18 protein-coding genes and 1 pseudogene are annotated in these 24,124 nt (G+C 71.1%); 12 read left to right on the top strand and 7 right to left on the bottom strand.

What is annotated here, in order from left to right; all coding sequences use genetic code 11:
• A partial coding sequence (locus tag RIC31_RS13345; protein ID WP_350108084.1) for a flagellar motor switch protein FliG occupies nucleotides 1-819 on the bottom strand: 819 nt, incomplete at its 3' end.
• 363 nt (nucleotides 820-1,182) lie between these two features.
• On the opposite strand from RIC31_RS13345, the pseudogene RIC31_RS27815 reads away from it, so the two are divergent.
• From RIC31_RS27815 to RIC31_RS13305, 9 genes and pseudogenes are all read left to right on the top strand, one after another.
• Nucleotides 1,183-1,401, top strand: a pseudogene (locus RIC31_RS27815) (ArsR/SmtB family transcription factor); the annotation flags it as partial.
• A 174-nt stretch (nucleotides 1,402-1,575) separates the two neighbouring features.
• On the top strand, nucleotides 1,576-2,154 hold the full coding sequence (locus RIC31_RS27810; RefSeq protein ID WP_502990125.1) for a class I SAM-dependent methyltransferase: 579 nt from the start codon (nucleotides 1,576-1,578) through the stop codon (nucleotides 2,152-2,154).
• Between the two features lie 10 nt (nucleotides 2,155-2,164).
• Complete coding sequence (metF, locus tag RIC31_RS13335; protein WP_350108078.1) at nucleotides 2,165-3,031, top strand: methylenetetrahydrofolate reductase [NAD(P)H]; 867 nt, start codon at nucleotides 2,165-2,167, stop codon at nucleotides 3,029-3,031.
• On the top strand, nucleotides 3,028-3,978 hold the full coding sequence (locus RIC31_RS13330) for a homocysteine S-methyltransferase family protein (protein ID WP_350108075.1): 951 nt from the start codon (nucleotides 3,028-3,030) through the stop codon (nucleotides 3,976-3,978). The genes metF and RIC31_RS13330 overlap by 4 nt, the downstream gene beginning before the upstream one ends.
• Nucleotides 3,975-5,039, top strand: coding sequence for a homocysteine S-methyltransferase family protein (locus tag RIC31_RS13325; RefSeq protein ID WP_350108072.1), 1,065 nt, complete (start codon nucleotides 3,975-3,977; stop codon nucleotides 5,037-5,039). Before RIC31_RS13330 ends, RIC31_RS13325 begins: the two co-directional genes overlap by 4 nt.
• Before the next feature lie 6 nt (nucleotides 5,040-5,045).
• The gene (metH, locus tag RIC31_RS13320) at nucleotides 5,046-7,718 is read left to right on the top strand and encodes a methionine synthase (protein ID WP_350108069.1); all 2,673 of its coding nucleotides are present in this window, start codon (nucleotides 5,046-5,048) and stop codon (nucleotides 7,716-7,718) included.
• Between the two features lie 132 nt (nucleotides 7,719-7,850).
• Nucleotides 7,851-8,939 carry a helix-turn-helix domain-containing protein gene (locus RIC31_RS13315; protein ID WP_350108066.1) on the top strand — a complete coding sequence of 363 codons (1,089 nt, stop codon included), beginning with the start codon at nucleotides 7,851-7,853 and terminating at the stop codon, nucleotides 8,937-8,939.
• Between the two features lie 409 nt (nucleotides 8,940-9,348).
• Nucleotides 9,349-9,972 (top strand): TIGR02466 family protein, encoded by a 624-nt coding sequence (locus tag RIC31_RS13310; RefSeq protein WP_350108063.1) that lies wholly within the window; start codon nucleotides 9,349-9,351, stop codon nucleotides 9,970-9,972.
• Nucleotides 9,973-10,116: 144 nt separating this feature from the next.
• A complete protein-coding gene (locus RIC31_RS13305; RefSeq protein ID WP_350108059.1) occupies nucleotides 10,117-11,709 on the top strand; it encodes an ArnT family glycosyltransferase in 1,593 nt (530 codons plus the stop codon).
• Here the strand turns inward: RIC31_RS13305 and RIC31_RS13300 are convergent.
• From RIC31_RS13300 to RIC31_RS13290, 3 genes are all read right to left on the bottom strand, one after another.
• Nucleotides 11,670-12,329: a gamma-glutamyl-gamma-aminobutyrate hydrolase family protein gene (locus RIC31_RS13300; RefSeq protein WP_350108056.1), complete on the bottom strand. Its 660-nt coding sequence runs from the start codon at nucleotides 12,327-12,329 to the stop codon at nucleotides 11,670-11,672. The genes RIC31_RS13305 and RIC31_RS13300 overlap by 40 nt on opposite strands.
• 62 nt (nucleotides 12,330-12,391) lie before the next feature.
• Entirely contained in the window at nucleotides 12,392-13,318 is a 927-nt protein-coding gene (locus RIC31_RS13295) for an amidoligase family protein (RefSeq protein ID WP_350108053.1), read from the bottom strand.
• Between the two features lie 92 nt (nucleotides 13,319-13,410).
• Nucleotides 13,411-14,292 carry an amidoligase family protein gene (locus tag RIC31_RS13290; RefSeq protein ID WP_350108050.1) on the bottom strand — a complete coding sequence of 294 codons (882 nt, stop codon included), beginning with the start codon at nucleotides 14,290-14,292 and terminating at the stop codon, nucleotides 13,411-13,413.
• Between the two features lie 128 nt (nucleotides 14,293-14,420).
• Here RIC31_RS13290 and cydD point away from each other — a divergent pair, with 128 nt between their 5' ends.
• From cydD to RIC31_RS13275, 3 genes are all read left to right on the top strand, one after another.
• Nucleotides 14,421-16,163, top strand: coding sequence for a thiol reductant ABC exporter subunit CydD (gene cydD, locus RIC31_RS13285; protein WP_350108045.1), 1,743 nt, complete (start codon nucleotides 14,421-14,423; stop codon nucleotides 16,161-16,163).
• A complete protein-coding gene (gene cydC, locus RIC31_RS13280; protein ID WP_350108042.1) occupies nucleotides 16,156-17,802 on the top strand; it encodes a thiol reductant ABC exporter subunit CydC in 1,647 nt (548 codons plus the stop codon). The genes cydD and cydC overlap by 8 nt, the downstream gene beginning before the upstream one ends.
• A 202-nt stretch (nucleotides 17,803-18,004) precedes the next feature.
• Nucleotides 18,005-20,530 carry a hypothetical protein gene (locus tag RIC31_RS13275; protein WP_350108039.1) on the top strand — a complete coding sequence of 842 codons (2,526 nt, stop codon included), beginning with the start codon at nucleotides 18,005-18,007 and terminating at the stop codon, nucleotides 20,528-20,530.
• Here RIC31_RS13275 and RIC31_RS13270 read toward each other — a convergent pair.
• The 3 genes from RIC31_RS13270 to RIC31_RS13260 form a co-directional block, all read right to left on the bottom strand.
• Nucleotides 20,481-21,251, bottom strand: a complete 771-nt coding sequence (locus RIC31_RS13270; protein ID WP_350108037.1) for a CDP-alcohol phosphatidyltransferase family protein — start codon at nucleotides 21,249-21,251, stop codon at nucleotides 20,481-20,483. The two genes, RIC31_RS13275 and RIC31_RS13270, sit on opposite strands and share 50 nt — an antisense overlap.
• A gap of 122 nt (nucleotides 21,252-21,373) precedes the next feature.
• Nucleotides 21,374-22,591: a M24 family metallopeptidase gene (locus RIC31_RS13265; protein WP_350108034.1), complete on the bottom strand. Its 1,218-nt coding sequence runs from the start codon at nucleotides 22,589-22,591 to the stop codon at nucleotides 21,374-21,376.
• Nucleotides 22,588-24,120 carry an ArnT family glycosyltransferase gene (locus RIC31_RS13260; protein ID WP_350108031.1) on the bottom strand — a complete coding sequence of 511 codons (1,533 nt, stop codon included), beginning with the start codon at nucleotides 24,118-24,120 and terminating at the stop codon, nucleotides 22,588-22,590. Before RIC31_RS13260 ends, RIC31_RS13265 begins: the two co-directional genes overlap by 4 nt.
• Nucleotides 24,121-24,124 lie beyond the last annotated feature (4 nt).

The following is a 24,124-nucleotide window of genomic DNA, read 5'->3' as shown; positions in this document are numbered from 1 at the left end:
CGACGCGCCCTTCAGCGCGATCACCAGCTTGTCCTTGTCGACCGCCCGCAGCAGCGTCTGCACGCCGGCCGGATCCAGCCGTTGCAGGTCCTCGAAGGTGAACATCAGCGAGCGGATGCGCTCGGCGGCGTCCTTGTTGCGTTCCTCGAGCGCCGACAGGAACCGGCTCTCGGTGGCGCGGTCCAGGTTGTTGAAGATCTCCGCCATCACCTCGTGGCTGTCGCGCCGGTTGGTGCGCGCCAGGTTGGACATGAACTCGGTGCGCAGCACCCGCTCCACGTCCTTCTCGATCTCCTTGTTGACCGCCTCCATGCGCAGCATGCGCATGACCACTTCCATGGCGAAGTTCTCCGGCAGGGTCGCCAGCACCTTGGCGGCGTGGGTCTGCTGGATCTTGCCGACGATCACGGCGACGGTCTGCGGGTACTCGTTCTTCAGGTAGTTCGCCAGGACCTGCTCGTTCACGTTGGCGAGCTTGTCCCACATGGTGCGGCCGGCCGGACCGCGGATCTCCTCCATGATGTCGCTGACGCGGTCCTCGCCGAGCACCTTGGTCAGCAGGCGTTGCGTGGAGTCCAGCGAGCCGACCAGCGAGCCGGTCGAGGAGAGTTGCTCGGCGAATTCCACGAACAGCCGCTCTACGATGTTCGACGACACCGTGCCGAGGCCGGCCATGACCTGGGAGACCTCCTTGATCTCCTCGTCGTCCATCTGGCCGAACAGCTTGGCCGCCTGCTCTTCGCCCAGCGACATCAGCAGGATGGCGGCCTTCTCGGGGCCGGTGATGCTGCGATAGTCCTCGCGAACGCGCATGCCCATAGGAAAGACCCCTGACCCGAGCAGGTGCGGGCCGAAACCGGGATTCTACCGGAGTCGCCGGATTCCTCAAAGTACTTGTCAGAATATTTCGACGCCACGATCCGAAATTCAAATGGTTCTCGTGGGTTGGGAAACTTTCAGGGTGTCCGACATTACCGGTTGAATCGTCCCGTATTTCATTGGTTCGCAAAGTCTTGGTGCGAGGGTGCCGGCGGTTCTTTTTTAAGTGCGCGGTGCCGGCCGCCGTCCGGGGCGCGGTCCCCGGTCGGTCCGCCCCGGAGTCGCCCGCACGACAGAAAGAGTCGCTCGAAATGCGGATCTCGGGTTGCATCGATAAAGACATAAAGATATCTTTATATCGGCATGGGGCAAGGAGGCATCATGGACGCATTGCTGTCAGGGCTGCGGGCGGTCGCGGAGCCGACCCGGTTGCGGATTCTCGCGCTGTGCGCCCATGCCGAACTGTCGGTGACCGAGCTGGTGTCGATCCTCGGGCAGAGCCAGCCGCGGGTGTCGCGGCACCTCAAGCTGATGGTCGAGGCCGGGGTGCTGGAGCGCAACCGCGAAGGTGCCCGCGCCTTCTACCGCCCGGCCGAGCGCGGCGCTCTCTCCGACATGGTGCAGTCGCTGGTCGCCCTGGTGCCGGCGGAGGATCCGGCCGTGCTGGACGACCTGATGCGGCTCGACGGCATCCGCGAGGACCGTGCGGAACGGGCCAGCCGCTACTTCCAGGCCAATGCCGCGCGCTGGGAAGAGCTGCGCGGCCTGTATGTCGACGACGACGTGGTGGACGAACGGCTGCTGGCCGCCCTGAAGGAGGAGCCGGGCGGCGACCTGCTGGACATCGGCACCGGCACCGGCCGGGTGCTGGAGATGGCGGCCGACCACGTGCGCAGCGCGGTCGGCATCGACAACGCCCGCCCGATGCTCGAGATCGCCCGCACGAACCTGGACAAGGCCGGCTTCCGGCACTGCCAGGTCCGGCTGGCCGACATGTACCGGCTGCCGTTCCCCGCCGAACGCTTCGACGCGGTGACCATCAACATGGTCCTGCACTACGCCGAGGCGCCGGGCGCGCTGCTGGCCGAGGTGGCGCGGGTGCTGAAGCCCGGCGGCCGCCTGATCGTGGTCGACTTCGCGCCGCACGAACTGGTCGAGCTGCGCGACGAGCACGAGCATCGCTGGCTGGGCTTCGAGGAGGCTGAAATCGCCCGGATCGCCGCCCATGCCGGCCTGACCCTCGAGCCGACCGTGTCGGTCGAGGGCGAGCCCCTGACTGTCTGTCTGTGGCGGGCCCGCCGGGCGCCGGCCGCCCGCATCGCAGCTGCATCCTAAGGAGAGGAAGATGACCCGAGTGCCGACGATCAGCTTCGAGTTCTTCCCGCCCAAGGACGAGGCGGGCGAGGCCAAGCTCTGGGAGACCCTGGAGCGGCTGGCGCCCTACGGCCCGCGCTTCGTGTCGGTGACCTACGGCGCCGGCGGCAGCACACGCGAGCGCACCAGCCGGATCGTCACCCGCATCAAGCGCGAGTCCGGCCTGGAGCCGGCGGCGCACCTGACCTGCGTCGGGGCCACCTGTGGCGAGGTCGACGAGGTGGCGCGCGGCTGGTGGGGCGCCGGCATCCGGCATGTGGTGGCGCTGCGCGGCGACGCCCCGGCCGGCAGCGGCGGCTATTCCCCGCATCCCGGCGGCTATGCCAACGGCGCCGAGCTGACGGCCGGGCTGCGTCGCATCGGCGACTTCGAGATCTCGGTCGGCGCCTACCCGGAATCGCATCCGGACTCGGCGTCCCCGGAGGCCGACATGGACAATCTGAAGCGCAAGCTGGACGCCGGCGCGAACCGGGCCATCACCCAGTACTTCTTCGATGCCGAGGTGTTCCTGCGGTTCCGCGACCGCTGTGCGGCGGCCGGCATCACCGCGCCGATCGTGCCGGGGGTGCTGCCGGTCACGAACTTCAAGAAGGTTGTGGAGTTCTCGGCGGCCTGCGGTGCCGCCGTGCCGGCCTGGATGGCCGACCTGTTCGAGGGGCTCGACGGCGATCCGGAGACCCGCCAGCTGGTGGCGGCGTCGACCGCGTCGGAGCTGTGCCTGGCGCTGATGGCCGAAGGCGTGGAGGACTTCCACTTCTACACCCTGAACCGGCCGCAGCTGGCGGCGGCGATCTGCCGGCGGCTGGGCGTTCGGCCCGAGCTGGAAGCGGCGGCATGACCCGTCCCGACCTCCTGGCCGAGGCACGCCGCGCGCCGCTGCCGGTCTCCGGCGGCATGGCCGAGCCGCTGGCCGGCTTCGCGGCGCCCTGCCTCGAGGTGCTGAACCTGGAGCAGCCGCGCGCCGTGCGTGCCGTGCATCTGCAGTATCTCGCGGCCGGTGCCCGGGTGCTCCGGACCAACACCGCCGGGGCCTCGCCGCAGCGCCTGGACCGCTGGCAGATGCACGACGAGGCCTTCATCGTCTCCTACATGGCGGCCGAGCATGCCGCCGAGAGCGCCAGGGCGATCACTGCAGAGACCGGGATTCCACGCTGGGTGCTCGGGGTCGCGCGGGTCGAGGCGCGGGTCCGGCACCTGGGCTTCCTGCCGCTCGACCGGGTCGAGGCCGCGGCCCGCACCATGGCGTCCGGCCTGGCCGGCGGCGGCGTCGACGCGATCGTGGTCGAGACCAACCAGGACGGCGGCCGCCTGGCCGCCGCGATGGCCGGGGTGCGGCGCGGCATGGCCGATGCCGGCCGGGCGCTGCCGGTGCTGCTGACCCTGCGCTACGACCCGCTGTTCGGCACCCCGCACCGCGACCGGGTGACCGTCGAACTCGCCGAGGCGGCGGCGGCTGCCGCCGGCCTCGGCATCGCCGCCGTCGGGGTCGCCAATGCCGACCTGGCGGAGCCATGGGCCGACACCCTGAGGGCGATCGCCCGGGCCTTCCCCGGCCTGCTGCAGGTCGAGGCCGGTCCCGGGTCGCGCGACCTGGCGGCGGTGCTGGCCGATCCCGTGCTGGGGCGCCGCCTCGCACTGGTCGGCGGCGGCAGCGCGCCGGAGGACACCGAGCGGCTGAGCGAGCGCCTGCGTTCCTTTCGCGGCGGAGCGGATTCGAGCGTCGCGCCTTCCGCCGTCAACGACACCGTCACCGCGCCGGTCCGCCGGCCGAGGGGGACACGATGAGCAAGCCGAACCGTCTTGATGCCCTGAACCGTCTGGCCGAGCAGCGCGTGCTCGTGCTCGACGGCGCCATGGGCACGATGATCCAGAACCTGAAGCTCGACGAGGCCGACTTCCGCGGCGATCGGTTCAAGGACCACGCCAGCGAACTCAAGGGCGACAACGACCTGCTCAACCTCACGAAGCCGGAGGCCGTCGAGGCGATCCATGACCAGTACCTGGATGCCGGCGCCGACATCATCCTGACCAACACCTTCAACGCCACCTCGATCAGCCAGCAGGACTACGGGCTGCAGGACCTGGCCCGCGAGATCAACCGTGCCGGGGCGGAGATCGCCCGCAAGGCGGCCGACGCCCATGCCGAGGCGAGCGGCCGGCCGGTGTTCGTCGGCGGCGGCCTCGGCCCGACCAGCCGCACCGCCTCGATCTCGCCCGACGTCAACAACCCCGGGGCGCGCAACGTCACCTTCGACGAGCTGCGCGCGGCCTATCTGGACGCCACCCTCGGCCTGATCGAGGGCGGTTGCGACCTCATCATGGTCGAGACCATCTTCGACACCCTGAACGCCAAGGCCGCCCTGGTGGCGGTCCGCGAGGCGTTCGACGAGGCCGGCACGGAGCTGCCGATCATCGTCAGCGGCACCATCACCGACCGCTCCGGGCGGACCCTGTCGGGGCAGACGCCCGAGGCGTTCTGGAACGCGGTCCGGCATGCCCGGCCGTTCGCCGTGGGCTTCAACTGCGCGCTCGGCGCCAAGGAGCTGCGCGCCCATGTGGCCGAGCTGTCGCGGGTCGCCGACGTCAAGGTGTCGGCCTATCCGAATGCCGGGCTGCCGAACGAGTTCGGCGGATACGACGAGACCCCGGACCAGACCGCCGGCCATCTCGGCAAATGGGCGTCCGACGGTCTGATCAACCTGGTCGGCGGCTGCTGCGGCACCACGCCCGACCACATCCGCGCCATCGCCGAGGCCGTGAGGACCGCCGCACCGCGCACGGTGCCGGTGGTGTCGCGCCGACTGCGCCTCTCGGGCCTCGAGCCCTTCGAAATCCAAGCCGCCTGAGGCCTCATGAAGCGACAGGGTATCTTCGTCAACATCGGCGAGCGGACCAATGTGACCGGCTCCGCCCGCTTCCGGAAACTGATTGCCGCCGGCGACTACGAGACCGCGCTCGAGGTGGCGCGCCAGCAGGTCGAGAACGGTGCCGCGATCCTCGACGTGAACATGGACGAGGGGCTGCTCGACTCCGAGGCGGCCATGACCACGTTCATGAACCTGATCGCCGCCGAGCCCGACATCGCGCGGGTGCCGATCATGGTCGACAGCTCCAAGTGGACGGTGATCGAGGCCGGGCTGAAGTGCCTGCAGGGCAAGGGCATCGTCAATTCGATCAGCCTGAAGGAAGGCGAAGCGCCGTTCCTGGAGCAGGCCCGCAAGGTGCTGCGCTACGGCGCCGCCGTGGTGGTCATGGCGTTCGACGAGGACGGCCAGGCCGAGACCGCCGAGCGCAAGGCCGACATCTGCGAGCGCGCCTATCGGCTGCTGGTCGACCAGGTCGGCTTCCCGCCCGAGGACATCATCTTCGACCCCAACATCTTCGCGGTCGCGACCGGCATCGAGGAGCACAACGACTACGCCAGGGCGTTCTTCGAGGGCACCCGGCTGATCAAGGAGCGCTGCCCGCACGTCCACGTGTCCGGCGGCGTCTCGAACGTGTCGTTCTCGTTCCGCGGCAACAACCTCGTGCGCGAGGCGATGCATGCCTGCTTCCTGTACCACGCCATCGAGGCCGGGCTGGACATGGCGATCGTCAACGCCGGCGCCCTGCCGGTGTACCAGGACATCCCCGAGGAGCTGCGCGAGCGCATCGAGGACGTGCTGCTGAACCGCCGCGACGACGCCACCGACCGGATGCTGGAGATCGCCGAGCGCTTCAAGGGCGACGGCGCCAAGACCAGGGTGCTGGACGATTCCTGGCGCCAGCTGCCGGTCGAGAAGCGCCTGGAGCACGCCCTGGTGCACGGCATCGCCGACTTCGTGGAGACCGATACCGAGGAGGCGCGGCAGAAGGCCGACCGGCCGCTGTCGGTGATCGAGGGTCCGCTGATGGACGGCATGAGCGTCGTCGGCGACCTGTTCGGCGCCGGCAAGATGTTCCTGCCCCAGGTCGTGAAGTCGGCCCGCGTCATGAAGAAGGCGGTCGCCTACCTGCTGCCGTTCATCGAGGCCGAGAAGGGCGACGGTCCGCAGGAGGCCAAGGGCAAGATCGTCATGGCGACGGTCAAGGGCGACGTCCACGACATCGGCAAGAACATCGTCGGGGTGGTCCTGCAGTGCAACAACTACGACGTCGTCGACCTCGGCGTCATGGTGCCCTGCGCGAAGATCCTGGAGACCGCGATCGAGGAGAAGGCCGACATCATCGGGCTGTCCGGCCTGATCACGCCGAGCCTCGACGAGATGGTCTACGTCGCCTCGGAGATGCAGCGCGAGGGGCTGGACCTGCCGCTGCTGATCGGCGGCGCCACCACCTCGAAGATGCACACCGCCGTGAAGATCGACCCGGCCTATGCCGCGGGGCCGGTGGTGCACGTCACCGACGCGTCGCGCGCGGTCGGCGTGGTGCAGAACCTGCTGTCCGGCAACGCCAAGGCCCGCTATGCCGACCAGATCCGCCAGGAATACCGCAAGATGGCCGAGGGGCGGCGGCGCGGCCGCACCGACCGCGAGCGCATCACCATCGGCTCGGCCCGGGCCAACAAGGCCGAGGTCGACTGGGGCGGCTACGCGCCGCCGCGACCGGCGGCCCCGGGCGTGACGGCGTTCGAGAACTATCCGGTCCGCGACCTGGTCGAGCGCATCGACTGGCAGCCCTTCTTCACCACCTGGGAACTGCGCGGCCGCTTCCCCGACATCCTCGACGATCCGAAATACGGCGAGGCCGCCCGGCCGCTCTGGGACGACGCCCAGGCGATGCTCAAGCGGCTGGTCGACGAGGACTGGGCGAAGCCGCGGGCGGTGATCGGCTTCTGGCCGGCCCAGGCGGAGAGCGACGACCTGCGGCTGTTCACCGGCGAGGACCGCAAGGAGACCCTCGACATCGTGCACACCCTGCGCCAGCAGATGCCGCGCGATGGCGGCAAGGCCAACCTGGCCCTGGCCGACTGGGTGGCGCCGGCCGGCAGCGGGATCGCCGACTGGGTCGGCGGCTTCGTGGTCACCGCCGGACCCGAGCTCGAACTGAAGGCGCGGGAATTCGAGGCGGCCCACGACATGTACTCCTCGATCCTGCTGAAGGCGCTGGCCGACCGGCTGGCCGAGGCCTTCGCCGAGCACATGCACGAGCGGGTGCGGCGCGAGTTCTGGGGCTACGCCGCCGACGAGTCGCTGTCGAACGACGACCTGATCGCCGAGGCCTATCGCGGCATCCGCCCGGCCCCCGGCTATCCGGCCTGCCCGGACCACACCGAGAAGGCGACGCTGTTCCGGCTGCTCGACGCCGAGGCCAGGACCGGGGTGAAGCTCACCGAGTCCTTCGCCATGTGGCCGGCGTCGTCGGTGTCGGGCTTCTACTTCGCGCACCCCGACGCGCGCTATTTCGGGCTCGGCCGCATCGAGCGCGACCAGGTCGAGGACTACGCCCGGCGCAAGGGCGAGAGCGTCGAGTGGGTCGAGAAGTGGCTGGCCCCGTCGCTCGCCTACGACCCGGACGAGGAGCGCCAGCGCCGCGACGCGGCGTAGAACGACGCGGCATAGGGCGACGCGGGGCCTGACTCGGGACCGCAAAGGCGGCTAGCATACCGATGCTTGTGCCCGTCGCCGCCACCGGACCCGGCGGTTGAGCGGGCGGCCGGGGCGGAGGGGCTGCCATCGATGACTGACGGGCGACTGCCATCGGTGTCGCTGCTGCCGGGGATGCTCCCGAACGAGGAGCTGTTCTGGCACTGGCGCCGCGGCATCGCGCCGTATTTCGAGTCCGTCCCGCTGGCCGATCCGCGTCGCCCGCCGCTGGTACCGGAGATCCACCTGTACAACGCCGGCGGCTTCCTGTTCTTCGACACCAAGTTCTCACGCCAGAAGTTCGTCCGGGACGCCGGCTGGCTGCGCCGCAACGACGACTCCGACCATGTCGGCCTGCAGCTGTTCCTGCGGGGCGGCAACCAGGTGGAGAACGGCGGGCGGGACTACTACATGGGCCCCGGCTCGGTGTTCGCGGTGAATCTCGGCTACGAGATCGACGCCTCCTGCACCGACGCCGAGGTGCTGTCGATCATCCTGTCGCGCGACTGGCTGTCCGAGCACCTTCCGGCCCTGCTCGACGCCCGTGGCGCGGTGTTCCCGGAGGGGTCGATGGCGGCCCGGCTGTTCGGCGACTTCATGCTGTCGCTGCGGCGCAACCTTCCGACCGCCACGAACGCCGACGCGCCGCTGCTGTCGGACGCCGTCCTGGGGATGCTGCGCTCGCTGGTGGCGAGCGGCGATCCGCTGTCGGTCGAGGCCCGCAGCGGTGTGCTTGCGGTCCTGCAGCAGTATGTCGAGGACAACCTCTCGGAGCCGGATCTCGGCGTCGAGACGCTGTGCGCCCGCTTCCGGATGTCGCGTGCCAGCCTGTACCGCCTGTTCAAGGATCTCGGCGGCGTGCGGGACTACATCCAGCGGCGCCGGTTGCTGGCCTGCTTCAAGGCGCTGACGACGCGGGCGAATATGAGCCGGGGAATCTTCGAAGTGGCGCTGGACTGCGGCTTCTCCAGCCCCAGCCATCTCGCGACCCGGTTCCGGCAGCATTTCGGGATGTCGCCGAGCGAGGTTCGCGAGGCGGCGCTGAGCCGGCATGCCGACGGCGAGGTCGTACTCAGCGGCCAGGGCGGGCTCTCGGAGGTCGAGCTGATGCGGCGGTGGACCCGCGAGCTCGGCGCCTCGGCACGGGCGGTGCCGAACGCGGCCGATCCGCGGCGATCCTGACGCGGCCGTCCGTCGGGTACTGCGTATTGCCGGCCTCGTCGACCTGCTCGGGTTCCGGGAACGCTTGCGGCGGGGGGCGTGCGATGCCGGGCCGGGCCGACTTCGCGCCCGAGGATCTGCGCGGTCATCTCGGCCGGGTCATCCTGCTCGACGTCGAGACGACCCCGAGGCGCTGGTGCTGTCGCGCGACTCCACCGGCCGCTATCCTACGAGGCGGCGTATCTGCCTTGTTCGGATTCCGGCGATCGGGTCGACCTGATCCTGGAGCGGGTGCAGTACCAGGGCATCGCCTGACCGGTCTGCATGGCCGGGAACCGCGTCCGGCCGGCTCGCCTGCGACAATCCTGCGGTGGCGGGGGGCCGGGCGGCGCGATACAACGCGGGGCGACCGGCCCGGAGGCAGGAACCGATGACCGAAGCGCCCGCAAGCGCCAACCTGATCTCGCTGTTTCCGACGGGCATCCTGGTGTCCGACTTGCCGGAACTCGACAACGCCGCGCTTGCACGGTCGATTCGGGCGCTGCAGTCGGGCGAGGGTGGCCGCCATGCCCTGATCGCAGGCGAGGGCATCAGCACCTATGCCGGCGCCCGCGACCTGCACAAGCGGCCGGAGTTCAAGCCGTTCGTCGACGCCGCGACCACGCGGCTGCTCGGTTTCGCCCGCAGCCTCGGGGCCGACCTGGAGCACATGGACCTGCTGATGATCGACTGCTGGTCGAACATCCAGCAGCCCGGCAGCCAGGTGTTGCTGCATCGTCACCCGAATTCGCTGATCAGTGCCGCCTACTACGTCGAGGCGCCGGCGAACTGCGGCCGGATCATGTTCGAGACGCCGCTGGAGCCCTACCGGATGAGCGACTTTCCGCGCTTCGCCCGGCAGACCGAGTTCAACGCCAAGCGCTATGCGGTCGAGCCGGTGCCGGGGCGGCTGGTGCTGTTCCCGTCCTGGCTCGGACACCACACCGAGACCAACCGGTCCAACGCCGAGCGGATGGTGATCAGCTTCAACGTCGCCGCCAGGATCAAGCCCTGAAGGGCTGAGGCCGCTCGACCCCTGGCCCGTCGTGCGGACCGGCGCGGCACCCGGCTGCCGGAACGGTCGGCAACGGCGGGCCGTTCCGCCGCGACGCGAGGCCTTGCTTGACCCTTCGGCCGACCGCCGCCATCGTCCGCGGCCATGAACGCCGCCACCGAACCGACGCCGTCCCGGTCCCGTCTCCGCCGCCTCGCCGGCGGGATCGATTCGCTGCTCGACCGCCTCGCCGAGCCGCGTGCGTTCGCGGCGGCCGCGCTCGGCTACTACGCGATCGCCTTCCTGATCCGGACCCTGCTGCTGACCGGCTCGTCGGGCGACGAGGCGCAGCTCATGCTGTACGGCCAGGGCTTCGCCTGGATCTACGACTTCGGCAACCCGCCGATGGCCGGCTGGATGGCTGCGGCCGTGGAGACGCTGACCGGACCGTCGATAGCGGTGGCGCTGCTGATCCGCTACGGGCTGCTGGCGGCGTTCCTGATCCTGCTGCACGCCGCCGCCCGCGAGGTGTTCACCGACCGGCGGACCGCGCTGGCCGCCGCGCTGTCGGCCTTCGGCTTCTGGTTCTTCGGCTGGGAGGCGCTGCGCAACTACATGGACTCGCTGGTGCTGATCACCGCGCTGATGGCCTGCATCTGGCTGATGCTGCGGCTGACGCGGGCACCGACCGCCGGCGGCTACGCCGCGCTGGCGCTGGCGGTGGCGGCCGGCAGCCTGGGCAAGTTCAGCTTCCCGCCGGTGCTGCTGGCGCTGGTGGCGGCGGCGGTCGCGTCGCCGCTGATGCGCGAGACCCTGTGGTCGCGCCGCGGCCTGATCGCGGTCGGAACCGGGTTCGTGCTGGCGTCGCCGCCCTATGTCTATGCGCTGTTCCACCTGGAGCGCTGGATCGAGACCGCCAACGACCGGCTGGTGACCGGGGCGCTGGCCGAGGGCGAGATCGCCGGTACCGTCGACCGGGTGCTGCTGGTGCCGGATTCCCTGCTCAACTTCGTGCTGCCGGTGCTGCCGCTGTTCGTGGTGCTGTTCCTGCCCGACCTGGTGCGGCTCGGGCGGCCGCCGGTGGCGATGGTGCGGCGCCGGACCCGGCGCTGGCTCGGGCTCTGGTTCGCGGTGCTGTGGCTGCTGTTCACCGTCACCGTGGTGGCGGCCGGCATGGTGAAGCTGCGCGAGCACTACATGTTCGTGGCCATGCCGCTGCCGCTGCTGCTGTTCGCGCTGCTGCCGGAGGCCCCGCTGCACCGCTGGCGCAGCGTCGCCTATTGCGGGGTGATGGGAGCCGTCGCCGCGGCGGCCCTGGTGGCGCTCGGCGGCCAGGCCGCGGTCGAGGCCTTCGACTGCTCGAAATGCCGGATGACGGTGCCGTGGCGGGGCTATGCGGAGCAGCTTCGGGAGATCGGCTTCGAGCGCGGCACGATCGTCAGCTACGACTCGCCCTACACCGACGCCGGCGCCAACCTGCGCCGCTATCTGCCGAACACCCGGCTGGTGACCAACAAGCGGCCCCACTACGTGCCGCCGCCGCTCGATCTGCCGGGCGACTGCCTGGTGGTCTGGAACGACAGCCGCTATCCCGGGACCGCCGATCACATCCGAACCCAGCCGGTCCCGCAGATCGGCGGGCCGGTGCCCGAGGGCGCCAGGTTCGGCCGGGTCGAGGGGCCGCCGGGACGCGCGGACAACCGGGCGCCGGCCCTCGGCTATGCGCTCATCGAGGCCGGCGCCGGCACCTGCCGCTGAGGCTCCGGCCCGGCCACCGCCGCCACCAGCGCCCGGAACAGCCGAAGCTGGCGCGGGCTCCAAAGCATCAGCTCGGGATGCCACTGCACGCCGAGCCAGAAGCGGTGGCCGGTCCGCTCGACCGCCTGAACGATGCCGTGGTCGTCGACCGCCGCCACCGCCATGCCCTGTCCGAGCCGGTCGACCGCCTGGTGGTGCAGGGCGTTGATCGATACCCGCCGCTCGCCCAGCAGTGCTGCCAGCCGGGTCCCCGCACAGGGATGGGCGGTCTTGCACGGGAACACCGAGCGGGGGTTGCGGTAGTCCGGGTGGCTGCGGGCCAGGTCGTGGATCAGCGTGCCGCCGCGATGGACGTTCAGGAGCTGGGCGCCGCGGCAGATCCCGAGCACCGGGCGGTCGTGCCGCTCGGCCCAGTCCAGGGCCGCGATCTCCAGGGCGTCGCGGTCCGGGTCGTAGGGCCACTCGTCGCTGGTGTCGATGCCGTACAGCCGCGACTCGATGTCGACGCCGCCGCCGACGATCAGGCCGTCGAGGCCGTCGAAGCTGGTGCGCAGCCCGGGGCCGATGCGGACCGGGACGCCGCCGGACAGCCACACGCCGAGCGAGTTGGCCAGCCGCATCGTTCGGCCCTTCCAGCGGCCGGTGGTGACGCCGATGCGGGGCCGCGGGCGCCGCAGCCGTGTCAGAACAGGGAGGCCCACAGGCTCTCTCGCCGTGCGTTGGTCCGCTGCCGTTCGGCCAGCCGCTCCGCCAGTTCGTCGGCGTCGAGTGCGGCCCGTTCGACCTGCAGCCAGCGGGCCCACTGCCCGGCGACCGTCCAGTCCGGGCTCTCGAAGTCGGCGTTCGGGAGCCGCCAGTGAAAGGTCGGGCGCGCCGAGACATGCGGGTCGGGGACCATGCGGCGCACCCGCTCGCCATCGAGCTCGGCGAACAGCGGCAACAGGTCGAGCTCGCGATTGCGGGTGGGGTTGAGGCGCAGGTAGTCGTCGATGAGCTGCGGCAGCGGCGGATCGTAGTCCGGGGCCAGCACCAGTTCCACATAGCCCGGCGGGAACGGCTCTACGAACGGCAGCAGGGCGCGCATCGGCGGCACGTCGATGGCGGCGCGCAGTGCCGGTGCCGCCAGCATGTAGGCCTGCAGTACCCGCCGGATCGGGCCGGCGTCCAGGTCGGCGGGGCCGAGCGCCGGGTTCAGGTGCAGGCCGAAGCCGTACAGCAGGCCCGAGCGCGTGCCCTCGGCGCCGAGCCGCGCGAGATCGGCCACCAGCGAATCCAGTTCCGGCAGCCGTCCGGCCGGCATCGGCGGCGTCACTACCTCGGTCGGCACCACCTCGCGGCCGATGTCGCCGAGCAGCTGCTTGGCCTTGTTCATGAAACCGGTGTCGTCGTCGACGGCGTGCACCCAGTCCCAGTCCAGCTCGACCTTGAACCGGCCGAGCTCGGTGTCGTCGACATACAGCCGGTGGGCCCCGCTTCGCCGGATCGTCCCGCCGAAGCGCCGGCGCACCGCATCGGCCGCCCGCTCGGCGTCGAGGCCGCCGAACTCCACCTCCACGCCGACCGGTCGCCGGCCGCCGCGGCCGATCAGGCTCTGGTCTGAAGGGCTCACCTCTTCCCATGTAGGACCAGGGCCGCCCGCATCAACCGCTGCGGCGTGCCGCCGGACGACGAGACGCGGGCCGATAGGCTGGACCGATGCCATCAGTTGCGCACAGCCAACCGTTGCTGCTCGGCTGCCGTCGGCCGCGTCCGGTGGGCGAGGCGAGCGGCCAGGTCGTCGGTATCCAGCGATGCCGTCTCGATCCGCAGCCACTGCGTCCACCGACCGGCAACCGACCGAGGCGGGATCTCGAACTCGGCATTCGGCAGTCGCCAGCGGAAGCTCGGCCGAGCCGAGATCCGCGGATCCGGAACCGCTCGGCTTACGCGCGGCCGGTCGATCAGCGAGAACAGCGGCAGCATGTCGAGCGGCCGATTGCGGGTTGGGTTGAACAGCAGGTAGTCGGCGATCAAGGTTTCGAACCCGGGAGCATAGGCGGGGTCGAGTACGTGGTCGACGTAGTGCACCGGGAACGGGTCGACGATCGGGAGCTGGGACCCGGTCGGGTCCGAATCGCCGGATCCGTGCAGGACCGGTGACTGCATCAGGTAGGCCTGCATCACCCGCAGTATCGCGCCGGGCGTCAGGTCCGCCGGGGCGAGAGAGGGGTTCAGGTGCAGGCCAATGCCGTTGAGCAGGCCGGCCCGGGAACCCTGGGCGCCGAGCCGACCCAGGTCGTGAACCAGCACGTCGATCTCGGAAAGGCGGTTGGCCGGCATCGGTGGCGTGGCGGCCTCGGTCCGTGCCGGGGCGCTGCCGATGCTCGCGAGGAAACCCGTCGACTTGCCTGTTCCGTTGCCGGCTTCGTCGCACTCGATCCTGAAATTGCCGAACTCGGTGCCGCGGACGGACATCCGATGAGGACCGTCAATCCGGATCGTTCCGCCGAAGCGTCGATGAACCGCGGTTGCGGCCCCGGCGGAGTCAACCCGCCCAAGCTCGATTTCCACGCCGACCGGGCGGGCGCCGCCGCGTCCGATCAAATTGCCTCTAATTTTATCCATATTAGATATATGGCACCTTTGACCGGGGGAACAACCCTTGCGGCCGGGTGGGCACGATGGCGGGCGGGTTTGACAGGGTCGCGGCCGCGGGGTACCGCAGCCTCGCCATGGTCGACGTCGTCCCACCCAGCGTCGCCGGTTCCGGCGAGGCCCCCCCGCTGTCCGTGCTGCGCGCCCAGGAGCGCCGCCGTCGGCGCTGGCTGACCGATCGCGCCCGGGCGGTGCGGCTGCCGCTCGCGCTGGCGGTCGCGGCCGGGTTCGCGGCCGGCTTGCTGGCGGTCGCCCAGGCCTGGGTGCTGGCGCGGCTGATCGCCGATGCGGTGGCCGGCGACGCGGTCGACCGCCTGCTGCCGGCGGCCGGGCTGGCGGTCCTGGTGTTCGCCGCGCGGGCCGGCCTGACCGTGGCCGCCGAGGTGCTGGCCACGACCGCCGCGTCGCGGGTCAAGCGCGCGCTCCGGGCGGAGCTGGTAGCGGCACTCGGGCGGCTCGGCCCGTCCTGGCTGAAGACCCGGCGCAGCGGCGCGGTCGCGGCCACGGTGATCGAGCAGGTCGAGACCCTGGACGGATTCGTCGCCCGCTACCTGCCGGTGCAGGCCCTGGCTGCGGCGGTCCCGGTGGCGCTGCTGGTTCCGGCCTTCATGGTGGACGCCGGGGCGGGCTGGATCCTGCTCGCCGCCGGCGCGCTGGTGCCGGTGGCGATGGCGCTGGTCGGGATGCGGACCGCGGTCGCGGCGCGCCGGCAGATGACCGGGCTGCAGCGCATGAGCGGCGTGTTCCTCGACCGGCTGCAGGGGTTGACCACGCTCAAGCTGTTCGGTGCCGCCGAGCGCGAGCTCGACCGGATCCGGGAGGTGGCGGACGGCTACCGCGGGGCGACCATGGCGGTGCTGCGACTGGCCTTCCTGTCGTCGACCGTGCTCGAACTGCTGGCGGTCGGCTCGCTGGCCCTGGTCGCCGGGCGGGTGGCGTCGTCCGCGCTCGGCGGTGGCGGCGTGAGCCTGCAGGCGGCGCTGTTCCTGCTGATCCTGGTGCCGGAGATGTTCCAGCCGCTGCGCCGGCTCGGCCAGCATTACCACGACCGGGCGGCAGCGCTCGGCGCGACCGAGGGCATGCTGGAGATCCTCGACGCCGTGGCGGCGCTGCCGGCCGACGGCGCGGCATGGCGCCTGGCGGAAGCGCCGGCGATCGCGTTCGACCGGGTCGGCCTCGCCTATCCCGGCGGCCGGCGGCCGGCGCTGGACGGGGCGAGCTTCCGGGTCGCCGCCGGCGAGACCGTGGCCCTGGTCGGCGAGAGCGGGGCCGGCAAGTCGTCGATCCTCGCCATCCTGCTCGGCAGCGAGCGGCCGACATCCGGGACCGTCACGGTGGACGGCCGGTTGCTCGACGGCCCGGCGCTGCGGGCCTCGATCGCCTGGGCCGGACAGAATCCGCGGATCGTCGCCGGGACCCTGGCCGACAACCTCCGCCTCGGCCACCCGGACGCGCCCGACGACGCGGTCCGCGCCGCCGCCGAGACCTGCCGGGTCGGCGACTTCGCCGACCGCCTGCCGCAGGGCCTGGCCACGGTGGTCGGCGAGGGCGGGCGCGGGCTGTCGGGCGGCGAGGCCCGGCGGGTCGCGCTGGCCCGGGCGCTGCTGCGCGACGCCCCGCTGGTGCTGCTGGACGAGCCGACCGCCAACCTGGACGGCGACAGCGAGGCGGCGGTGCTGGACGCCATCGACCGGATCCGGGCGGGCCGCACGGTGCTGATCGCCACCCATTCCGAGGCGGTGATCCGCCGCGCCGACCGGGTCCTCCGGGTCGAGTCCGGCCGGGTCTTGGCCCTGCCCGAGGGAGCGGCGGTTGACTGACCTGCTCGCCCTGCTGGGCCTGGCGCGGCGGCGGGCCGGCTGGATGCTGCTGGGCGCCGCCATGGCGGTGGCCGCGACCGCGGCCGGCATCGCCCTGCTCGGCCTGGCCGGCGGGCTGGTCGCCGGCGGGGTCGGCGTCGGCGCCGCCGTGGTCTGGCTCCGGGCGCTGGCGCTCGGCCGCACGGCCGCCCGCTACCTGGAGCGGCTGACCACCCACGAGGCGACCTTCCGGGTGCTGGCCGACCTGCGGCTGTGGTTCTTCGCCCGGGCCGTCCCGCTCGCCCCGGCCCGCCTCGGCGGCTGGCGCGGCGGCGACCTGATGGCGCGACTGGTGTCGGACATCGATGCGCTGGACGGGCTGTATCTGCGGCTGCTCACCCCGTCGGCGGTGGCGCTGCTGACGGCGCTCGGCCTGGCAGCCGTGATCGGCTGGCTGTCGCCGGCGCTCGCGATGCTGGCGATCGGCCTGCTGGCGGTTGCCGGGCTGGTGGTGCCGGCGCTGGTCGAGCGGGCCGGGCGACGGGTCGGGGGCGAGCAGGTGGCGGCAGGCTCTCGTCTGCGGGTCGCCATCGTCGACCTGGTACAGGGCATGGCCGACCTGGCCGCCAACCAGGCGCTGGGCCGCCAGGCGGTGGAGATCGCCGCCGCCGAGGCGGCGCACGAGGCGGCCCTGCGCCGCCAGGCCGCGATCTCAGCCCTGGGCGCGGCCGCCGGCCAGTTCGTCGCCCAACTCGCCCTGGTCGCCGTGGTGCTCGGCTGGGCCGTGCTGGCGCCGTCGGCCGGCAACGCGCCGCTGGTCGCGGTGGCGGTGCTGGTCACCCTGGCGGCGTTCGAGGCGGTGGCGCCGCTGCCGCCGGCCTGGCAGATGCTGGGCCGGACGGTCGCGGCGGCCCGGCGGGTGCGCGAGGTCGCGGACGCCGAGCCGGCGGTGATCGACCCGGCTCCCGGCCGGCGCGCGGCGCTGCCGGAGTCGTCCGCGCTGGCGCTCGAGGGCGTGTCGTTCAGCTATCCGCAGGCCGACCGTCCCGCACTCGACGGCATCGACCTGGCGGTCCCCGAGGGCGGGCGGCTGGGCATCGCCGGGCCGAGCGGGGCCGGCAAGTCGACCCTGCTGGCGTTGCTGCTGCGGTTCCACGACCCGGATTCCGGGCGCGTGAGCCTGGGCGGGGTCGACCTGCGCGACCTGGCGGTCGCCGACCTGCACGCCCGCATCGGCGTGCTGTCGCAGTCGACGTCGATCCTCGCCGGTACCTTGCGCGAGAACCTGGAGATCGCCGCCGCGGCAGCCGACGACGCGGCGCTGCTCGCCGTCCTCGGCCGCGCCGGGCTCGGCGGGTTCGCGGCGGCCCTGCCGGACGGCCTGGACACCTGGCTCGGCGAGGCCGGGGTCGCGGTGTCCGGCGGCGAGGCCCGGCGCATCGCGCTGGCCCGCGTGCTGCTGAAGGACGCGCCGATCCTGCTGCTGGACGAGCCGACCGAGGGCCTGGACGCCGAGACCGAGCGCGAGGTGCTGGCCGCCCTGGAGCCGGCGATGGCCGGCCGCACGGTGATCGCCATCAGCCACCGCCCGGCGCCGCTGGCGGCGATGGACCGGGTGATCCGGCTGGAGGGCGGCCGGATCGTCGAGCTTCCGGGCTAGAATCCGGGCGAGACGGTGGCGCTGGACCGCCGGGTGCTGGCGTGGGCCTGCGGCACCCGATGGCGGGCAGCCTCCGCGCCAGCGCGCCTCGACCGGGTCGCCGACAGCCCGCAACTTCGGGCATGCCCCTGCGCGCTCGACCAGTGGTTTTGCAAAACCCGACTGTACCGGATAGGCTTTCAACGCCCGCCCGCGGCGGTCGATGATCATGACCCGCGTGTGTCAGCTCAAACAATCAGAATTGGCTTTGGGTTTCGTCAATCTGCTGAGTATTTCGCAGAGATCGGGTGCTTTTGAACCCTCCATAGAGGGAACAAGAATGTGGAATTACCAGAAGAATAGCGAGGCCGCTGGACGTATCCTGCAACGATCATTGTCGGCTGCCAGTCTTGTCTTAACGGGGTTGACGATCGTTGCGGTCGCCGTCCTGCCGCCCTATCCGATAAGGTACGACCTCGACGGCTCGTGGGTGTCGTTCTTGAGTCTCGCGGCATCGCGCGACTGGCAGGCCGGGTCCGACTACGTCTTCACCTACGGTCCGCTGGGCTCCTGGCTATGGCCGGTCGGCGTCGACTCCACGTTGTTGTGGTCGTCGCTCCTCAGGGCCGCGTCCGCCCTTTGCGTGGCCGTCCATATCTGGAGCAGATCCGGCCACTTCAGGGCGACCGTGCTGTCGGTGTGTGTGATCTATATCGCATTTCAGCCGAACATCGACCTGAACGGCCCGATCTTCGCCGTTTCTCTGGTGGCGGCGTTCTCGTTCGTGGAACGGCGCCCCCTCATGCTCTTCACCTCCGTCGGGCTGCTGACGCTGTGGGGCCTGGTGAAGTTCTCCGGGGTCGTATTGCTGGGCACGACGATCGGATGGTGCCTGGTGCTGACTCTTGCCTGTCAGCCGGGAAATTGGCGCGAGCACCTCGCGAATGCGGCGGTGTCGGCCCTGGCCGCGGTCGCCGTGCTCGGCGGCGTCTATCTGGGGTATCTGAATCACCCGATATCGGCATTCTTCGAGTATGCCGGGTGGTCCACGGAGATCTCGCGCGGCTATACGCAATGGATGTCCATCGGAAGCCGGCATGCCTATCTGTTCGGATTTTTCGGCGCGGTGGCGATCGTCGGGCTGATCCATCTCCTGATCCTGCTTGCCGCCAGTCCGCAGGAGGCCGGCTCCAGACACCGGGGACGGCGGCTGCTCGGGGCCTTTCGGGCGGCTGCGCCGGCATTGCTTTGTATCCTCCCGATCCTGTTTGTCGCGTTCAAGCAGGGGTTCGTCCGCCAGGACGGTCACGAGGCCGCAGCCTATGTCGTCGCATTCATCTATGCGGCGTTCGTCACGGCATCCGCTCCCCTCAAGGACCGCCTGATCGTGCCTGCGTCTGCGGCGTTGTCGGCGATCTGTCTGAGCTTCACGCTTGCGATACCGCCGCAGAGTCCGGGCTTTCTGCGCCAGGTCGCGGCGCTGCCTGAATCCACCGCCTGGATATACCGGCAGATGGTGGAGAATGTCGGGCTTGCCCTTCCGGGCGGGCTGGAGGCGATGCGGAAAGCCGTCGATCGCCGTACCGAACGGGCGGTCGACGATCTGCACAAGACCGCTTCGATACTGTCGGGGCTCCGGAGCTACGACATTTTCAGTCACGAGCAGGGGGCGGCCTGGGCAAACGTCGCCGGATATCGGCCTCGGCCGGTTTTCCAAGGATATTCGGCCTACACCGCGGCCCTTCAGGACCTCAACGCCGCTCACACCGGGACAGTCCCGGACGCGGTCCTGGTCGGGATGGCGGCGCTCGACGGTCGGTTTCCGAACCTCGAAGATGGCTCGGCGCTCGGGCAGATCATGCTGAATTACTGCCCGACCGACGCGGCCGGGTCGCGTGTGCTGTTTCGCCGGCAAACCGGTGGGCTCGGCGAGAACGCGATCGATGAGTGGGACTGGCGCGCGCAGCGACTGGACGCTGCCGGCGGTCGACTCGAACTGCCGTCGGGCGTCGTCTTCGGTACCGTCGACATCGAGCTCTCGTTCTGGGGCCGCCTGCTGGCCGCCGCCTACCGTCTTCCTCCGCTCAAGGTACAGCTCGAATTGCGGGACGGAGAGCGACGGGTTGCCCGCCTGATCCCGACCGGCCAGGAGTTTCCGGCAATCTTGTCGCCACTGCTGACCTCGGCCGGAGAGGTCATGGCGTTGGCCGTCGGGTCGCCCTCAATGCCAGCCGGCAACCGGCAGATCGAGGCGATAAGCCTGATTGCGGGCGACTATATCCTGTCGTTGCTGGACAGGGTCACGGTTGCCTACGCGTCGCCGCCCGAGTCGTCGATTTCCGGCGCATGCGATGCTCCCGTCGTCCATTCGTCACCCTGGGGAACCGTACCGGTCGCGCTGTCGCGAGGGGTTCTGGGGACGGCGCGCGGTGTCGACGCACATCCCAAGCGTGCACTGGCCGTGAGGATCGACGGGGCCGACTATCTCAAGGCGAGTCTGAGGCTGCGGGAGGTGAAATTCGCGCGGCCGCGCTCGGACGGCGTGGAGGTGCAGATCCGATACGTCCAGGACGGAACGCCCCGGTCCCTGCTTTCTCACCGCGTGGCGACCTCGCAACTGGACAAGAAAGGGCGCCTGGTCGTGTTCGAGGGGCCGATCGATCTGGGCGACGGCTATCTGATCCTCGAGACGGACGACGTCAATCGGAGCTGGGACTGGTACGTCTGGGACGAAATCGTGGTGCGCTGACGCCGTCGGGGCCAAGCAGGTGTGCGGCAGGGCCGTAGCTCGGTCCGCCCCGGCGGTCATGGCCGCGCCGCAGCAGCGGGTGCAGATCGAGACCGAACGACACCAGCAGGGCGACAAGGGCGGCTCCTGCGACCACGGGTCCGGCCGATGCCGGCAGCGGCGGCGCCAGCAGGACGCCGAGTGCCACCATCTGCGCCCCGCCGATCAGCCGCCGCCGCAGCGACGGCGGCAGCGGCCGGCGCAGCCGTGGCGCCAACAGGGCGGCGGCGCGCAGCAGATAGTGCAGCAGGCCGATCCCGAGCGCCCACACCGGCGCCTTGCCCGACGCGACGACCAGACCCGCCAGCACCAGCGTGGTCCATGCGTCGACCTCCAGGTCGAAGCGGGTGCCGAACTCGGACACCAGGCCGCCTTGCCGCGCCAGACTGCCGTCGACGATATCCAGCAGGAGCCCGGCGAGCACCAGGGCCGGGGGCAGCCAGGGAGCGACGGACAGTGCCGACGGCGCCGCGAGCAGGCCGGCCGCCAGCCCGGCGAGCACCCCGCGCAACAGTGTCGCGGCGTTCGCGGCGCCGAAGCCGCGACCCGGCGGGCGGATCGGTGCCAAGCGGACAACCACCGCCGCCACCGGCAGGAAGCCCAGTGCCGCCCCGGCGGCGAACCCGAGGCCGGCAGGTGTCAGCTGGATCACCGCCTCCGACGCCAGCAGGAGCGCGAGCACAGCGGTCCCTAGCGGCAGTGCGTACCACCGGACGGCTTGAAGCGACCGGGCATCGGTCTGTGCGTGCGTCATCGACGCAAACACGTGGGCCCGGTCGTCCGTTCCGCCAACGCCGGCGGCGCCTACGCCTCGTAGCCGAACGGGTCGTCGACCGTGTGGGCCGGTTGCGTAAACCAGCGCGGCCCGTCCTCGGTCATCCGGATGTGGTCCTCCAGCCGCACCCCGAACTCGCCGTAGACGCAGATCGTCGGCTCGTTCGAGAAGGTCATGCCGGGCACCAGCACGGTGCGGTCGCCCTTCACGATGTAGGGCCACTCGTGGACGTCCAGGCCGACCCCGTGGCCGGTCCGGTGCGGCAGGCCCGGGGTGGCGTAGCCCGGGCCGAATCCCGCCGCGTCGATCACCCGGCGGGCGGCGGCGTCCAGGTCCTCGCAGCGCGCACCCAGCCGGGCTGCGTCGAACACCGCGGCCTGCGCCGCCTTCTCCAGGTTCCAGACCTGGCGCTGGCGCTCGCTCGGCTCGCCGAACACGTAGGACCGGGTGATGTCGGACACATAGCCGTCGACCGGGGCGCCGACGTCGATCAGCACCATGTCGCCGTCCTGCAGGGTCTGCGGGTAGGGCACGCCGTGCGGATAGGCGGTGGCCTCGCCGAACAGCACGATGTTGAACGGCGGGGGCCCGTCCGACCCGAGCCGCTTGTGGGCCTCGACCAGGAAGGCCTGCACCTCGGTGGTGGTGATGCCGGCCCGCATGATCCGGGCGGCCGCCCTGTGCGCCTCCATGGTGATGTCCTTGGCGGTCTGCATCAGCGCGATCTCGGCGTCCGACTTGACCGACCGGCAGGCCGCCGTGATCGCGCTGGCGGCCACGAAGTCGTAGGCGTTGCCGGCCCGCCGCAGGCCGTCGAAGGTGAAGAACGGGCAGGCCTCGTCGACCCCGACGGTGCCGCTGGCCAGGCCCTTGGCGCGCAGGGTGTCGGTCACCAGGGCGGCCGGGTCCTCGTGCTCCTCCCACACCGCCACGTCGTCGCCGAGGGTCAGCATGGTGCGCAGCTTGGCCTCCTCGAAGGCCGGGCACAGATAGGTCAGCTCGCCCCGGGCCGGCAGCACGGCGCCATGCAGGCGCTCGCTGCGGCCGAGCCGCAGGCCGGTGAAGTAGGTCAGGCTGGTCGACACGTCGAGCCACAGCGCGTCGATGCCCTGCTCGCGCATCAGCGCCTGGGCGCGCTCGATCCGCGCTTGCCGCTCGGCCGTGCCGATCGGCGGCACGTCGCCGCGCATCGAAGTCATGGCGGCCAGCTCGGCCGCCTCCGTCGAACCGCCGACACCGATGGTCATTTCTGCACTCCCGTATCCAGTACGATGGGGCCACGATAGCCGGCGACATGCCAGACCGTCAGGCGCTTGCTCCGACCGAAGCTGGTGACCGAAAGCGCGGCAATCGGGTCGACCCGCTCGAAGCGCTCCAGGATCGGCCGTGGGTCGTCCCAGTCGGCCAGGAAGATCAGTTCGTCGCCCTGGCTGCCGTCATAGGCGTCCAGCAGCTCGTAGTGGTTCTCCGGCCGCTGGTTCCAGTCGAAGATCCAGACCGGCATGCGGCCGTCGCCGGCGGTAGGGACGCCTTCGGTGAGCCGGTCCCGGAGGTAGTAGAGCAGGGCCGCCATGGTCATGCGGTCGCTCATCAGCACCGGCAGGGTCAGGTTGCGGTCGAGAATCGGCCGGACCTGCTTGGCCATCGCCTCCCAGCCGGTCAGGCGCGCCAGCGCCTTCGAGGCAAGGGGCGGCGCGACCGCCGGCCAGGCCGCGATCACCGCCAGGAAGGCCAGGCCGGCGGCCAGATGCGGGCCGACGGTCCACAGCCGCCAGGCCCGGGCCCGACCGGGGTCGGTCAGCCACAGCGCCACCAGGACCGCTGCGGTCGGATAGGCCGTGACCGCCCAGTTGGCGTTGGCGCGGGACAGGAAGGCCTGCACGGTGACCACCGCGAGCGGCGGCAGCGCGAAGGCCAGCAGGTAGCGCTCGGCCGGGCTGGCCCGCCCGTGCATCCAGGCTACCATGCGCCAGGCCAGGATCGCGAACGGCACCGGTCCGAACACCCCGAACTGCTGGCCCAGGAACTCGACCATGTGCCTCGGGCTGAACAGGTCGCCCTTCAGGTTGGCGTTGTCGCCGAGATGGCCGACGGTCGCGAACTGGTGGGCGGCGTTCCAGGCGATGTTCGGCGCCAGGATCGCCGCGGCCAGCGCCGGGATCAGGAGGGCGCGCGGGTCGCGCAGGATCCAGCGGTCCGCCGGCGTCAGCAGCAGGTGCAGGGCAAGGCCGGCGACCGCATAGGCCATGGCGTATTTCGCCAGCAGCCCGAGTCCGAGGGCGACCCCGGCAACGGTCGCCCAGGTCCAGAACCCGTTTGCGTCGGCCCGGCTGTCGAGGGCGCGGCGCAGCGCCAGGGCCGCCAGGGCCCAGCACGCCAGCAGCGGCACGTCGGTCGAGACGATCAGGCTGGAGAACGCGACCGACGGCAGGGTGATCCACAGCACCGCCGCCCACATTCCGGCCCGGGCGTCGCGCAGGGCAGCGCCGAGACCGTACAGCGCCATCGCGGTGGCGGCGTGCAGCAGCGGCGAGGACGCCCGCACGCAGGCCTCGGCGTTGCTGCAGGCCGCGGTGGTGGCGGCGATCACCCAGGCGATCAGCGGCGGCTTGGTGAAGTAGCCGAAGTCGAGCCTCTGCGCCCAGCTCCAGTACTGCGCCTCGTCGCCGTGCAGCTCCAGCCCGGTCATGGCGAGGCCGGCGAGGCGGAGCAGCGTCAGCCCGAGAACCCAGGCCAGCGCCAGCCGCAGCGGCGGGATGCGCCGAATCTCGGCCATGTCG

Source organism: Thalassobaculum sp., from assembly GCF_040219615.1.
GTDB lineage: Bacteria > Pseudomonadota > Alphaproteobacteria > Thalassobaculales > Thalassobaculaceae > Thalassobaculum_A.
This window is presented reverse-complemented; position numbering and strand designations above follow the sequence as displayed.